A 14,344-nucleotide genomic window follows, 5' to 3' on the forward strand; every position below is an offset into this window, starting at 1 on the left:
AAGATATCACTCAGGTAGGCTGTAACCTGAGTGGTGTTTTGCTATGATGCTTCGACACAACATATTCTTCCCTGAAAAAAGTGACGTAAGTTCACTGGGGCGGGGAAGCTGTTTGCAATGGAGAAGCAATAACGATGAAAACCTATAAAGTTGCCTTGTTGGCGGGCGATGGTATTGGCCCAGAGGTAATGAAACAAGCCGTTAAAGTGATGCGTGCCGTTGAAGTGCGTAACCCAGACGTGAAGTTCGACCTTAAAGATGCACTGTTTGGCGCGGCTGCCTATTTCGAAACAGGTAAATCCTTCCCCCAAGAGACCATTGATATCTGCGACGAAGCAGATGCGATCCTAAAAGGCACCATTGGCCTGTCTCATGAAGAGTCGAAAAAGATCCCAGTAGACGAGCAACCTGAGCGCGGTGCACTGCTGCCTTTGCGTCGTCGCTACAATACCTACGCAAACTTCCGTCCGGTTTATCTGCCAAAAGAGCTGGCGCACTTCTCTCCGTTGAAAGCGGAAGTGGTGGGCGAGGGCGTTGATTTGATGATCATCCGCGAGCTGGTGGGTGGCCTGTACTTCGGTGAGAAAGAAGTCGGCACCGACGACAGCGGTAAGCGCTATGTGCGTGAAGTGCTGGAGTACGATGAAGACCAGATCCGCAATATCCTGAAGGTGGGCTTCGAAACTGCCCAGCGCCGTAAGAAGGTGCTACACAATATCCACAAGAGCAACGTGCTTAAATCCAGTGTTCTGTGGAACGAGATCCTGGAAGAAGTGGCCACCGACTACCCTGACGTAGAAGTGAAGCACATCTTGGTTGATGCCGCTGCTACCTACCTGTGTCTGAACCCCGGTCAGTTCGACGTTATGGTGATGGAAAACATGTTTGGTGACATCTTGAGTGACCAGGGCGGCGGTATCTTGGGTTCACTTGGCCTGATGCCATCTGCTTGTGTCGGCCCTGAGAAGTCATACTACGAGCCAAGCCATGGCAGTGCGCCAGATATTGCAGGCAAGAACATTGCTAACCCATACTCGATGATCGGCTCTGTAGCGCTGATGTTGGAGATGAGCTTTGGCATGGAGCAAGAGGCCAAAAACCTGTGGCACGCTATGAAGAGCGTGTTCGCCGACGGTTACGGTACGCCTGATCTGGCCAAGGGCGAAGATGCCAAGCTGATCGATACCGATACCTTCGGTGATCTGGTGGTTGAAGCGCTGAATGCTTGCCCTAAACCTTAAGCGTTTACCAACGCGGTAAAAATAGTTTAAGCCAGCCGCCGGCTGGCTTTTTTGTCCTCAGGATCGACCCAATGAAGAATAATACCAAGATCGTAAACGCAGGCCGCAGCCCGCGCTGGACCCAGGGATTGGTGAACCCACCGGTATCTCGCGCCTCCACCGTGGTGTTCGATAGCGTTAAACAGATGAAAGAAGCCACCGGCAAACGTCATGACAAGACCTTGTTTTACGGACGCCGTGGCACCCAAACCAGCTTCGCCTTCCAAGAAGCGATGACCGAACTCGAAGGTGGTGCAGGCTGTGCCATCTATCCCTGTGGCACCGCAGCGATCACTGCATCCTTGCAATCGTTCTTGCAAGCCGGTGATCACCTATTGATGGTGGATACGGTATACGAGCCGACTCGCGACTTTTGCGACAAGATGCTCAGCCGTATGGGCGTCGAGACCACTTACTATGACCCGATGATTGGCGAGGGGATTGAGCAGCTTATCAAGCCGAATACCCGAGTAATTTTTCTCGAGTCTCCCGGTTCGCTCACGATGGAAGTGCAAGACGTGCCAGCGATCACCCGCGTGGCCAAGCAACATGACATCGTGGTGATGCTGGACAATACCTGGGCCTCGCCGCTGTACTTTAATGCCTTTGATTACGGCGTCGACATCTCCATCCAAGCTGCCACTAAATACCTGGTGGGGCACTCGGATGTGATGCTCGGTACCGCTACTGCAAACGAACGTTGTTGGGATCAGCTACGTGAGAATTCCTACCTGCTAGGCCAGTGTGCCTCACCGGATGATATCTATCTGGCGATGCGTGGCATCCGCACCTTGGGCGTGCGCTTGGCGCAGCATCAACAGAGCGCACTGAAAGTCGCGAACTGGCTAGCTGCACGTGATGACGTTGATCATGTACGCCATCCTGCGCTGGCAAGCTGTCCGGGCCACGAGTTCTTTGAGCGTGACTTTAGCGGTAGCTGTGGCTTGTTCTCCTTCGTGATGAAGGGCGGTAATCAGCAGGCGCTTACCGCCATGCTCGATGGGATGCATCACTTTAAGATGGGCTACTCCTGGGGCGGTTATGAGAGCTTGATCTTGGGTGTCAACGGCGTGGATAAGCTGCGCAGTGCGACCAAATGGCAGCAAACAGGCAGCTTGATCCGAGTGCATATCGGCCTGGAAGATGTTGATGATCTGATTGCCGATCTTGACGCGGGTTTGGCGCGCTTTAATCAACACCTATAGCGGATATAACTATTTTTCGTAACTGCTCTTAGCAAATAGCCGCAAATTGTGACCCAGTTTGCGGCTACTAACCTCGTGTTCCAGTAACATAGCCTTTAGTCAATAAGATTCAACGAGTTACCTTGATTGGAAAGGCTTAGTTCACAAGCGCCAGAGACGGCGCAAGCAGGCATCCCTCCAGGCTTACATTTTTTCTCCACCCATGAGCATGGGCTTTTCCCCTATGCCCAAAGCGTGTCGTCGGCGCTAAATAGCCCGTTTTGGCCGATTCAGTTAAATAGTTCGGCTATGACCTCGCCAATGGCGGGCTTGCTACCGTTGTTGCGCCGTGAGGTCCATCGCCAACGCTTAGACGTGGAGACGCTGGCACACAGCGTGACCCAGTACATTCCGATTCAACAAGCGCTAAGCAACTGGCTGGACGGTCGCGTGGTAGGGCGTGATGAGCTTGCCATCCTCGAAGATTTAAGCTTTGAGCAGGGGTTAATGTTCCAAGCGCTAACAGCGCTGATGGACGAGGTGTTTGAAGACAACGCTGTTATTGCTATCGAAGGCGGCGAGCACTTATCTCATTCCAGCCTGCTGTGGCTGCGCAGCCTAAGCGAATTTCCGCAGAAAAAGACATTGTGGTTGATGGTTGGGATGGACGCCTCAGCCAGTTTCTCGACTCGTCAAGAAGACGAGGTGTGGGACAATTTTCACGATTGGGTGGATGATAATTTCACCTTGCAGGCGCCGCCTGCTAATTGCTCGGCCTTGCGCAAACGGCGGCTAGAGTACTTCAATGATATCGAGCCGGAACTGGTGATGCAGAACCTTCAGCTGATGGCGTGGCCAGAGGCTGAGCTTGCGGCCAGACAGTGCCTGAGTGAGCCGGAGCGTTGGAACAAACGGCAACTGCTTACCTTGCACCTGAATTTATCGGAAGCACTGGTAAATCAAGGGGAGTGCGAGCAAGCGCTTAACCAGCTTAAGCTGGTGCAGGAAACCGATTTGCTGGAACACTACCCACAGCAGCTGTGTATGGTTCAACTGCTTAGCAGCCTCTGTTACGTGCGTTTGCAAAGCTTTGAGCGGGCCTTGGAGAGCGCCGATTTTGCTTATCAGATTGCCGCGCGTAATTCTCATCAGCGCAATCGGGTACAGGCGCTGTTTATCAGCTTTTTTGCCCATGACAAAAGCTGTACGCCCATTGCATTAGATGACTTCCGCAGCCTGGTTACTCAGTTACGGCAACAAGATATGCCGTGTTCGCTGCTCTATTGTCTGCGTAACTTTTACTCTTATCTGCGTTTTTATGACGACCTTACCGGACGCGAAGCGCGTAGCGTAACCGATCAGGCACTGCGTTTGGCTCGTACCATTGGCCACACCCAAGGTATTGCTGCCTGCTACCACAGCAAGGGAATTATCTGCTCCTACTTCAACGATTATCGCAATACCTTGCGCTGTTTTGCCGTTAGCTCGAAGATCCGCGAAAAGCTCGGCGACGATATGGAATGTGTGCGGATCTACAACGGCAGTGGCTACTTCAATACGCTCACCGAGAACTATCAGACAGCGTTTACACAATACAAGTTGGCGTTTTCTAAGGCGCGGGAGCTGAGTGAACATAGTGAGCTACTGGTCACTCTGTATAACTTCGCTTGGCTGTTTTATTGCGCGCGCGACTATCAGCGCGCCTGCGATATCCTCAATAACTTGGTGAAGATCTGTCGTATACGGCGTTTAACTCATTTCCCCTTCCGTAATCTGCACGATGTACTCACCCTCAAGGGGATGTGCCATGTGCGTTTGCATGAGCTGAGTAGCGCTAAGCACTGCCTGGACAAAATCGATGGGCTGCCATTTGGCCCCTCAAAAACTGGCGAGTTTATGGGCTCGATGCTTAGAGGCAGTTTGTTTGCTGAACAGGGCCATTTGCAGCAAGCCCTACAGTGTTTTGAAGGCACGCCTCAGCTGTTAGGCTCGGTGATTGATCTCGACTCTCGTTTGGTGCCGCAGTGCTATATGGAGCAGCTGTTGGTGCTATCGCAACTCTCTGAGTGGGACGCGGCGCAGCAGCTGCTCGCCAACTGCCATGAGATATGCGCGACCTTCCAGCTCAAGCAGCTGGGTGTTGCGTTTACCTATGTGCAGCAGAAGATAGACGCTTGTGAAGCAGTCTACTCCGATGAGCTGCCGGTGCCAGTCGAGCTACCGACAGTAGACCTTGGAATGAAAAGCTTGGTGGAGGCTGCTAGGCTCTCGGCCAAGTTGACCGCGGCCAATCAGCGCCTGCGGGAGTTTCGTCTGATATCCCAGCTGCATGATTTGGCGGCGCGAATTCGCGTGCCTAAGCAGCTGGCGGAATCTGCGCTCAAGCTTATCTGTGATAACTTCAACCTGCAGCGCGCCTCGATTTTGCGCTATCGAGGTGAGGAGTATATTCCTTGGTGCCACTATGGACACAACCAAGAAACCGTTGAGTTGGCACCGTACTTGGCGCGTTATCACGCCAATGAGCAAGGGCGCTTACTCGAGCAAGTACCTTTGAGTGTTAAATCGGGCCTGCGAGCCCGCTACAACGCAGTGTTCTGCCTCAGCCTTTACGATAACGAGCAGGGGCGGGCGGTGCTGTGTTTAACCAACACCAATGGCAGTCGCTATTTTGACCAGCAGGATGAAGAGATCCTGATGTTGTTGGCCCAGCAGTTGGGCACCCAGCTGCTGCAAGCTCGCCATCAGCGCCAGCTACTTAAGATGTCCAGCACCGATGGCTTAACCGGCCTGCTAAATCGCAGCGCGATGCATGGCCATATGGCACAGATGCTCGAAGACCAGCAACGCTTCTCGGTGGCCTATGTCGATCTGGATAACTTTAAAGAGATCAACGACCGCCTTGGCCATGATGCGGGCGACAAGGTGCTGCAGTGGTTCGCCACCTTGCTGCAAGACAGTCTGCGAGAGCTCGATATCGCTGCGCGTTGGGGCGGCGATGAGTTTGTGATTGCCTTTAAGAATACGACCCAGCAGCAAGCCCAGTCGGTGGTAGAGCGGATCCTGGAGCGCCTTGCCGAGCGCGGCTACTTTGTGCCTGAGTTGGTAGTAGTAACCCATATGTCGAGTGAGCGAATTCCCCGGCTTGGCTGCTCAGTGGGCATTGCAGAATCCGATGAGCACTCAGATTCGGCCAGTGTACTGCTTAAACAAGCAGATGCTGCTCTCTATCACGCCAAAGCTGCCGGCAAGGGTTGCGTCTTTATTGCGTAACCCGCTTTCAGTACACTAGCGTCAAACCAAACAATAATAATAGCGATGTTAAATAAACGAGTTCTCTACACGGCTGCCGTTATGGTGGCGCTGAGCGGCTGTTCGTCCACCGGCGATAGTCCGTCCAATGGCTCTGTTGTCAGCCAAAATCCGGCCGAATCCTCTGAGCCGCTAGCCGCTGATACCGCCGCGCAGATCCTGTTCTCAGAGGTGGAACGCTTCGCCGAGGTTAGCCGCTTGTTGGCTATCGATACCCAACGGTTCACCCAACTGATTGATGGCCTGAGTGCTGCGAGCAGCGTTGAGCGTGGCAGTCAGGAACTGGCATCCTACCGAGAACGCGCCGATAAGAGCAGCAAGCTATACCGCGACAGTGTTTACCGCCTTGAACTTCGATTGAACGATGTATTCGAGCGCACTGATTCTGCTAACCCTCGCTACCAAGAGCTTCGAGACGGTGCTGATAACCTCTCCGACCTAGCCCAAGATGCGGTGGTGTTGCTGGACGATATCGCTGCCCGAATCGGCGAGCAGGAACGTTTATTGGAGCGCTATCCCAGCAAGCGGGTGTTAGAAGATATTAAGCGGCAGAACTCGCGTTTGGGTTCGGATCTGAATCTTGCGGTGAAGGTGTTAGGGCGAGTCAGCTTTGAAGGCGGCCGCTACCTGTCGACGATTAACTAATAATCCTAGCGCGGGAGAGCATACTGCCTCGATAAAGGCAGTATGCTTGGTATTTAGCGACCAGATGGTCCTTCAACTTGGCGGTGTAGCCTGACGTTAAGCATACGCAGGGTCGCTTGAACTGCTGCAAATACCTGGTTGGCATGTACGCCGCGGCTGCGGAAGCTGGCATCTTGGCCCTGCCAGGTGATCACACACTCGGTGAGTGCATTGGTTTGACCACCGGGAGGAATGCGCACCTCAAAGTCCAACAGCTCTGGCATCTCAATACCGGCACTGGCCAAGGGCTCTTGCAGCGCCTTCATAAAGGCGTCAAAGCCGCCATTGCCGTGACCCGAGCTTTTGTAGATCTCATCCAAAACCCGCAAGCGAATGTTGGCAGACGATTCCAGCTCAAGGCCCGAGGTTATCGAGCAGTTGAGCAACTCGATATGGGAGAAATCGTTGCTCTCCATAATATCGGCAATGATAAACGGCAGATCATAGGGAGTGATGGTCGCTTTCTGATCGCCCAGTTGAACCACCTTACTAAGTAGCTTTTTCTGGTCTTCAGCGGAGAGCTCAATATCCATCGCTTCCAGATTTTTCAGTACCGAGGCCTTACCGGCCATCTTGCCCAAGGCATAGCTGCGTTCACGGCCAAAGCGTTCTGGGCTGAGTTCGGTGTGGTATAGGTTGCCCTTTTGATCGCCATCGGCGTGGATCCCGGCGGTTTGGGTAAACACATCGGCGCCGACAATCGGTGCGTTGGCCGCCAGCCGTTTGCCGGAGAAGCTCTCTACCAGCTTGGCCAGGTTATGGATCTCTTTCTCGTTAACCTGCAGCGCGAAGCCCATCTTGTCTTTAAGTACAACCACTACCTCGGCCAACGACGCGTTACCAGCGCGCTCGCCCAAGCAGTTCATGGTGCAGTGCAGGGCGCTGACACCGGCTCGCGCGGCCGCCATAGCGTTGGCTGTAGCCAGACCATAATCGTTGTGGGGGTGGAAGTCGAAGAAAGCACTTGGGAAGCGGCTTTGCATATCGGACAGGCTGGCAAAGACCTCATCGGGGGTCATCACGCCGAGGGTATCCGGCAACATGTAATGCTGGATGTCATGTTGTAGCAGGCCTTCCATCAGCGCATAGACGTATTCTGGGCTGTCGGCATAACCGTTTGACCAATCCTCGAGATAGACATTTACGGTCAGGCCTCGAGTCTTGGCGTAGTCGATGGTGGCGGCGATATCGGCCAGATGCTGTTCCAAGCTTTTCTTGAGCTGATTCTGGCAGTGATTAAGGCTGCCTTTGGTCAGCAGGTTGATCACCTTGGCACCAGCGTCGACAATCCAGTCGACACTCTTATTGCCATCGACAAAGCCTAGGATCTCGATGCGCTCAACCAAGCCCTCATCGCTGGCCCAGTCGGTGAGCTTTTTCACCGCCGCTTGCTCGCCATCGGAGATCCGCGCTGAGGCTACTTCGATACGATCAACTTTTAGGTTTTGCAGTAAGGCTTTGCCGATGCTGACTTTTTCTTCGGGGAAGTAGGATACGCCATGGGTTTGCTCGCCATCGCGCAGGGTGGTGTCCATTATCTCTATCGAGCGGTTTGGCTCCATAAACCACATCTCATTATGTTGAAAGGCGGCGCTTAAGCGCCGCACTTATTATTGCTATTGCAGGAGTGACAGAGGATTAAGCACTCGGCCACAGCCAAGGCAGCTGCTGGCGATGCTGTACTTCGTACTCGCTGATCTTGTCTTCAAACTGCAGGGTCCAGCCGATATCGTCCAGGCCTTTAAGCAGGGTGTCTTTGCGGAAGGGGTCAACGTCAAAGCTGATGGCCTGACCGCCCGGGGTGGTGATCTGCTGTGCAGCCAAATCGACGGTGATCTCAATGCCGGGGTTGGCTTCCACTTCGTCCATCAGTGCTTTAAGGGTGTCGGTGTCTACCTTGATAGGCAGGATGCCGTTCTTAAAGCAGTTGTTAAAGAAGATGTCGGCGAAGCTGGTTGAGATAATGGTGTTGAAGCCGTAATCGGCAATCGACCAAGGGGCGTGCTCGCGTGAGCTACCACAACCGAAGTTGTCGCCAGCCACCAAAATCTTGGCGCCTTTAAACTCAGGGCGGTTCAGCTCGAACTCAGGGTTGTCGCTGCCGTCTTCCAGGTAGCGCCAGTCGTGGAACAGGTGCACGCCAAAGCCGCTACGTTCGACTTTCTTCAAGAATTGTTTTGGGATGATCTGGTCGGTATCCACGTTACTACGGTTCATTACCGCGGCCACCGACGAATGTTTCTTATATGCTTCCATGGTTTAACTCCAAGTTGTCAGTGACTTATTTCCAGCTGCGTAGATCAACGAACTTACCCTCAATAGCAGCGGCTGCTGCCATCGCAGGGGATACCAGGTGGGTACGTCCACCCTTGCCCTGACGGCCTTCGAAGTTACGGTTGGAGGTCGAAGCACAGCGCTGCTCAGGTTGCAGGTAATCGCCGTTCATCGCCAAACACATTGAACAGCCTGGCTCACGCCATTCCCAGCCCGCTTCAATCAGCACCTTGTCGATGCCTTCTGCTTCAGCTTGAGCTTTTACAGGGTAAGAGCCAGGTACGGCGATAGCTTGTACGCCATCGGCAACCTTTTTGCCTTTGCTGACTTCTGCGATTGCCCGGAAATCTTCGATACGGCCGTTGGTACAAGAACCGACGAATACCACATCAACGCCTACATCGGTCATCTTCTGACCGGCTTTTAGGCCCATGTACTTAAGCGCGCTTTCAGCGGCTTGAGATTTGATCAAATCGTTGATTTGGCTTGGCTCTGGCAGTACCGCATCGACTGGCAGTACTTGCTCAGGTGAGGTACCCCAAGTTACTTGTGGGGCGATATCGGCAGCGTTCAGTTCAACCACTGCATCGTACTCAGCACCGTCGTCGCTCTTCAGTGACAGCCAGTAGTCAACCGCTTGGTCCCAGTGCTCTTCGCTTGGTGCAAACTCTTTGCCTTTCAGGAAGTCGATGGTTTTCTGGTCAGGGGCAATCAGACCAGCACGAGCACCACCTTCGATGGCCATGTTACACACGGTCATGCGGCCTTCCATGGTCAGCGCTTCAATGGCGGAACCGGCGAACTCAATCACATAGCCAGTACCACCGGCGGTACCAATCTTACCGATAATCGCCAGTACGATGTCTTTAGCTGTTGCGAATGGGCTCAGCTCGCCATCCACTTTCACCAGCATGGTTTTCGATTGCTTCTGTTGGATGGTCTGAGTGGCCATGATGTGCTCAACCTCAGAGGTACCGATACCGAAGGCCAGGGCACCAAAGGCACCGTGGGTGGCGGTGTGGCTATCGCCACAGCACACCACCATACCCGGGTGAACGAAGCCATGCTCAGGGACCACAATATGAATCACACCGTTATTGGCGCTGTTCATGTCGTACAGGTTGATGTCGTTGTCGGCACAGTTTTGCGCCATCACTTCGATCTGCTTTTTACCGATAGGATCAGGCAGGGTCGCGCGCTCTTCAACCTTGGTGGGCACGCAGTGGTCCATGGTGGCCAGAATACTGTGAGAGTTACGCACCGGGCGGTTGGCGATCCGCAGGCCTTCAAACGCCTGTGGGCTGGTCACTTCATGCATTAAGTGGCGATCGACATACAACAGGGCTGCGCTTCCTTCTGGCTGATGAACCAGATGGGCATCCCATATCTTTTGATACATGGTCTTTTTCATTGCTTCCTTCACTGGCACCTCGACGGTGCTCTCCTGGTGCTTACATGCGTGTTTGCTTTTATTCGCGTTTGCTAATTCAGATTTGCCAAAACATTTTTGCCAAATTAATGGGGGGCGAACAAATAGACGGACAATCATAAATCAAGCATATATATCCGGCAACTGCCGTAGTTGAGTGATGACTTGGTTTATGTTGCTGAGTTGGTACGAACCCCTACCGTGCAAGCAGTATATCGCCTTAGCATTAGTATGTGTTTGCTTTGGTTGCTAGATAGTGAGCGGAATTAGCAACAGTATGCCGTGATATGACAATAAAGGGGTTAGTAATTGCCGTATGTTTGTGTCTTTCGCAATGCGTGCTGTTGTTTCTGCCTGAAATAGCCTAACGGTGCCATAGCTTCTATTTATCGCATGGATTTCGCCAGTGAGGTTGAAAGCGCTGTCAATCAAAGTTTTAACAAGCGATGCGCGGCTAACAGTGAAACTTGCAGTGAGTTTTGATTTGATTAGCGGATAAAACGATAGAAAACAGCAGGGAGTAGCGTGTGAAATCGCTTAGTTGGTTAGTTTCAAGTCTTATGGTCGCAGGTAGCAGTGTCGGTACTGCGTGGGCGACCGACTATCAGGTGCGTTTTGCCGAGGGCGAGTTGCCTGCGGTCAGCTTTGAGCAGCAGGGTGAGCAATTGCAAGCCGTGGTTTCGCTTGAAAAGCAGCGCTATCCAATCTTTATCGAGCGTTCAGGCGAAGATTGCGCCTGGGGCGCCGCACCAGATACCAAGGTGCGCTTTTCTCAGCCATTGGCACTGGAAAAGTGTGGCGAGACTGCCCTCGAGCTCAATATCCGCTTCGCCGGTGATTATCTGTTAACCCTCGATAGCAGCGCTAAGCCGCTGACCGTATCGGTTGCCCGCCAAGCCAAAAAGTCTACCTTCAAGCGCACGCCACCTGCGGTGGAATGTATCGCGTGGGATGGCCAGCCAGTTACCGTGGATGTCTCCTCGGTATTCGCCAACGGTGAGATGGTCAAAGACTTCTATAGCGGTGAGACTGCCAAGGTAGTCCAAGGTAAGGTAACGATGATGCCTGCGCCAGAAAGTGGTGGCCTGTTGTTGCTCGAGCCGGCTGACGCTAAGGCCAGCGAATTTCACTGGGATAACGCCAGCGTTTACTTTGTGATGACCGATCGTTTCTATAACGGCGATGAGTCGAACGATTATCCGCTAGGTCGCCGCGCTGATGGTGAGCGAGAGATTGGCACCTTTAATGGCGGCGATTTCAGCGGTATTACCCAGAAACTGGATTACATCAAAGAACTGGGCATGAATGCCATCTGGGTGACGCCGATTGTTGAGCAGATCCACGGCTTTATCGGCGGCGGCGAAAAGGGCAGCTTCCCGTTTTATGGCTATCACGGCTATTGGGCGCTGGATTTCACCAAGATTGACCCGAACTTGGGCTCGGAAGAAGACTTCGGACGTTTTGTTGACGAGGCCCACAAACGCGGCATTCGAGTTTTGGTGGACACGGTGATCAACCATGTGGGTTATCCCACCATGTTGGACATGCAAAACGCTGGCATCGACGCCATTCCGAAAAATGCCCCCGTGCCCGAAAACTGGCATGAATGGGAGCCACGTAAAGAGCGCGGCGAGAACTGGCACCGCTACAACGACTACATTCGTTGGAACCATGGCGATTGGGTCGAGAAGTGGTGGGGGCCAGACTGGGTACGCTCCGGTATGGGCGGATACACCAAGCCCGGCGCCGACGATATCACCATGAATCTGGCGGGCTTGCCCGATCTGCTCACTGAGAGCACCAAACATGTCGGTCTGCCGCCAATCCTCAAGAACAAGCCCGATACCAATGCGGTTGAGCGCGAAGGCTACACCGTACTTGATTACTTGGTCGAGTGGCACACCCGCTGGGTACGCGATTTTGGCGTAGACGGCTTCCGCGCCGACACGGTGAAGCATGTTGAGCCAGAGGCCTGGTTGCAACTCAAAGAGTCCGCCACCGCAGCTCTGGCCGAATGGAAAGCAGAAAATCCCGATAAGAAAGTCGATGATGCGCCGTTTTGGATGGTGGGCGAGGTGTGGCACCACGGCGTATATCGCGATTTCTACTTCGACAATGGCATGGACAGCTTGATTAACTTTGAGTACGCCGACGCCAGCGATGCGGTACGTGGCGCCCAGTGTTTAGCGCAAAACGATGCGATTTATCAGCGTTACGCCGATAGCATTAACAGCGATGACAGCTTCAACATGCTGACCTACATCAGCTCGCACGACACCAAGCTGTTCTTCTCGAACTATGAAGACATTCCGCTGCAAGCCGGTGCGGGCAGTGCCCTGATGCTAATGCCCGGTGGCGTTCAGCTCTACTATGGCGATGAGAGCGCGCGCCCAGCCGGCCCGCTAACTGATGCATTCGACTCGCCAACCCGCTCTTTGATGAACTGGGAGCAGCTAGATAAGCAACCTGAGCGCCAAGCCTTGCTGAAGCACTGGCAAACACTGGGTCAGTTCCGCGACAAGCACACCGCCGTGGGCGCAGGGCAACACAAGGTGATTAGTGAGCAGCCTTACGCCTTTAGCCGTGTGAAGGATGATAGCCGGGTTATCGTGGTATATGCCGGGCAGCGCCAGTAAGCGCTATTTTGTCATACAAAATAAACAGCGATGCGGGCCTTGATGGCCCGTTTTTTTATCGAAAAAATGCGTAAAAATCTGATCGCTGCACGCTTGTGGTGGCTCGAATTGGCTGCCAAATCGAAATTGACTGAGCACTTAGGTATATTAGTAACTGACTGTTTACTATACCAATAAAGCAGAGTAGTAGCTCTGTAGAAACACCTTAAGGAAACGCAATGGAAAGCGCACAGCAAACGGTAGTAGCCGATCAAACGGTTAGCTCCTCTCCCTCTTTCAGTACCAAACTCTCAGCCCTCGGTCCCGGCATTATGATGGCTGCGGCCGCCATCGGTGGCTCGCACCTGGTGGCGTCTACCCAAGCCGGCGCCTTATTCGGCTGGTCGCTGCTCGGGCTGATTGTTCTGGTTAACTTCCTTAAGTATCCGTTCTACCAGTTTGGCGCCCGTTACACCGCTGTCACGGGAGAGAGCCTGTTGGCTGGCTACCGCCGCTTAGGCAAACCAGTGCTGGTGGCGTTCTTGCTGCTATGCCTGTTCGCTGGTGTGGTAAGTGTGGCGGCGCTGATTGGCTTGAGCACCGCCTTGATTCAGTGGTTTTTGCCCGGAGCATCCAAGGCGGTAGTTGCCTGTACCCTAACGGCTATCAGCGCTGCATTGATTCTGCTTGGCCACTACAAAATGGTGGATCGGGTAACCAAGATAATCGTGGCGTTACTGGCTCTGATTACCGTTGTGGTAGCGGCTATGGCCTTGACTCAGCCGAGTGTTGCACAAGCCGATTTTGTTAGCCCGTCGCCGTGGACTCTGGCCTCCATGGGCTTTTTGATTGCCCTGATGGGCTGGATGCCAGCGCCGCTTGAGATCTCGGCGATGAACTCGGTATGGGCTAAGGCCAAGTACCAGCACCGTAAGCCCAACCTTAAAGCGGTGTTGTTCGATATGAACGTCGGCTACATCGCCACCGCATTTCTGGCGGTGTGCTTTTTAGTAATCGGTGCGCAGCTTATGCATGGCAGTGGGGTAGAGCTCTCCAGAAACGGCGCCAGCTTTGCCGGTCAGTTGGCCGATGCTTATGCGGCGATCTTCGGCAGCGGTATTCGCTATGTGGTTGTGTTTGCAGCGCTCTGTTGTATCTACAGCTCTGCACTGTCGTGTACCGATGGCTACGGCCGGGTGACCTGGTCGGCGATCTCTAACCTTGCCGGGCAAGATCCCCACGACAGCGAGAGCCCATTGATGATCTGTGTGATCAGCGCCGGTGCATTGGCGATGGTGCTGCTGTTCCCCGGCAGCCTGCTGGGCATGTTGCACTTTGCCATGTTAGCAGCGTTTTTAACCACGCCGTTTATCGCGCTGATCAACCGCGCCTTGATGCACTCTGATCACGTTCCCGAAGACCAGCGTCCGGGCCGATGGATGAAGCTATGGTCGCTCAGTGGACTGCTGTTCCTGTTCGGCTTTGCCGCCGTCTTTGTCTGGTGGCAGTGGTTTAACTAAGGGCTATTTTTCCCGCACAACTTGTCGCGCCTGCGCTTCCCGCCTA

At 53.6% G+C, this 14,344-nt stretch carries 9 protein-coding genes; 6 read left to right on the forward strand and 3 right to left on the reverse strand.

Annotation, left to right across the window (positions count from 1 at the left end):
• Nucleotides 1-134: 134 nt before the first annotated feature.
• From leuB to G461_RS0121835, 4 genes are all read left to right on the forward strand, one after another.
• Nucleotides 135-1,241, forward strand: coding sequence for a 3-isopropylmalate dehydrogenase (gene leuB, locus G461_RS0121820; protein WP_026960618.1), 1,107 nt, complete (start codon nucleotides 135-137; stop codon nucleotides 1,239-1,241).
• A gap of 71 nt (nucleotides 1,242-1,312) precedes the next feature.
• Complete coding sequence (locus G461_RS0121825) at nucleotides 1,313-2,485, forward strand: cystathionine beta-lyase (protein ID WP_026973448.1); 1,173 nt, start codon at nucleotides 1,313-1,315, stop codon at nucleotides 2,483-2,485.
• 126 nt (nucleotides 2,486-2,611) lie between these two features.
• Nucleotides 2,612-5,737: a sensor domain-containing diguanylate cyclase gene (locus tag G461_RS0121830; RefSeq protein WP_157360399.1), complete on the forward strand. Its 3,126-nt coding sequence runs from the start codon at nucleotides 2,612-2,614 to the stop codon at nucleotides 5,735-5,737.
• 45 nt (nucleotides 5,738-5,782) lie between these two features.
• Complete coding sequence (locus G461_RS0121835; protein WP_157360400.1) at nucleotides 5,783-6,421, forward strand: hypothetical protein; 639 nt, start codon at nucleotides 5,783-5,785, stop codon at nucleotides 6,419-6,421.
• Nucleotides 6,422-6,474: 53 nt separating this feature from the next.
• Here the strand turns inward: G461_RS0121835 and G461_RS0121840 are convergent, their stop codons facing one another.
• From G461_RS0121840 to leuC, 3 genes are all read right to left on the reverse strand, one after another.
• Complete coding sequence (locus tag G461_RS0121840) at nucleotides 6,475-8,022, reverse strand: alpha-isopropylmalate synthase regulatory domain-containing protein (RefSeq protein ID WP_157360401.1); 1,548 nt, start codon at nucleotides 8,020-8,022, stop codon at nucleotides 6,475-6,477.
• Nucleotides 8,023-8,098: 76 nt separating this feature from the next.
• On the reverse strand, nucleotides 8,099-8,716 hold the full coding sequence (leuD, locus tag G461_RS0121845; RefSeq protein WP_026973452.1) for a 3-isopropylmalate dehydratase small subunit: 618 nt from the start codon (nucleotides 8,714-8,716) through the stop codon (nucleotides 8,099-8,101).
• A gap of 25 nt (nucleotides 8,717-8,741) precedes the next feature.
• Entirely contained in the window at nucleotides 8,742-10,145 is a 1,404-nt protein-coding gene (gene leuC, locus G461_RS0121850) for a 3-isopropylmalate dehydratase large subunit (RefSeq protein ID WP_026973453.1), read from the reverse strand.
• A gap of 545 nt (nucleotides 10,146-10,690) precedes the next feature.
• Between leuC and G461_RS0121855 the strand changes: the two genes are divergently transcribed.
• Together G461_RS0121855 and G461_RS0121860 are read left to right on the forward strand one after the other, a co-directional pair.
• Nucleotides 10,691-12,799, forward strand: a complete 2,109-nt coding sequence (locus G461_RS0121855) for an alpha-amylase (protein WP_026973454.1) — start codon at nucleotides 10,691-10,693, stop codon at nucleotides 12,797-12,799.
• Between the two features lie 218 nt (nucleotides 12,800-13,017).
• A complete protein-coding gene (locus G461_RS0121860; protein ID WP_026973455.1) occupies nucleotides 13,018-14,298 on the forward strand; it encodes an Nramp family divalent metal transporter in 1,281 nt (426 codons plus the stop codon).
• Nucleotides 14,299-14,344 lie beyond the last annotated feature (46 nt).

Source organism: Aliagarivorans marinus DSM 23064, from assembly GCF_000429485.1.
Taxonomy (GTDB): Bacteria; Pseudomonadota; Gammaproteobacteria; order Enterobacterales; family Celerinatantimonadaceae; genus Aliagarivorans; species Aliagarivorans marinus.

What these genes read in the sequence shown, in the direction of transcription:
- G461_RS0121840 (WP_157360401.1), bottom strand. Translation starts at nt 8,022, where the DNA reads ATGGAGCCAAACCGCTCGATAGAGATAATGGACACCACCCTGCGCGAT.
- leuB (WP_026960618.1), top strand. Translation starts at nt 135, where the DNA reads ATGAAAACCTATAAAGTTGCCTTGTTGGCGGGCGATGGTATTGGCCCA.
- leuD (WP_026973452.1), bottom strand. Translation starts at nt 8,716, where the DNA reads ATGGAAGCATATAAGAAACATTCGTCGGTGGCCGCGGTAATGAACCGT.
- G461_RS0121825 (WP_026973448.1), top strand. Translation starts at nt 1,313, where the DNA reads ATGAAGAATAATACCAAGATCGTAAACGCAGGCCGCAGCCCGCGCTGG.
- leuC (WP_026973453.1), bottom strand. Translation starts at nt 10,145, where the DNA reads ATGAAAAAGACCATGTATCAAAAGATATGGGATGCCCATCTGGTTCAT.
- G461_RS0121860 (WP_026973455.1), top strand. Translation starts at nt 13,018, where the DNA reads ATGGAAAGCGCACAGCAAACGGTAGTAGCCGATCAAACGGTTAGCTCC.
- G461_RS0121835 (WP_157360400.1), top strand. Translation starts at nt 5,783, where the DNA reads ATGTTAAATAAACGAGTTCTCTACACGGCTGCCGTTATGGTGGCGCTG.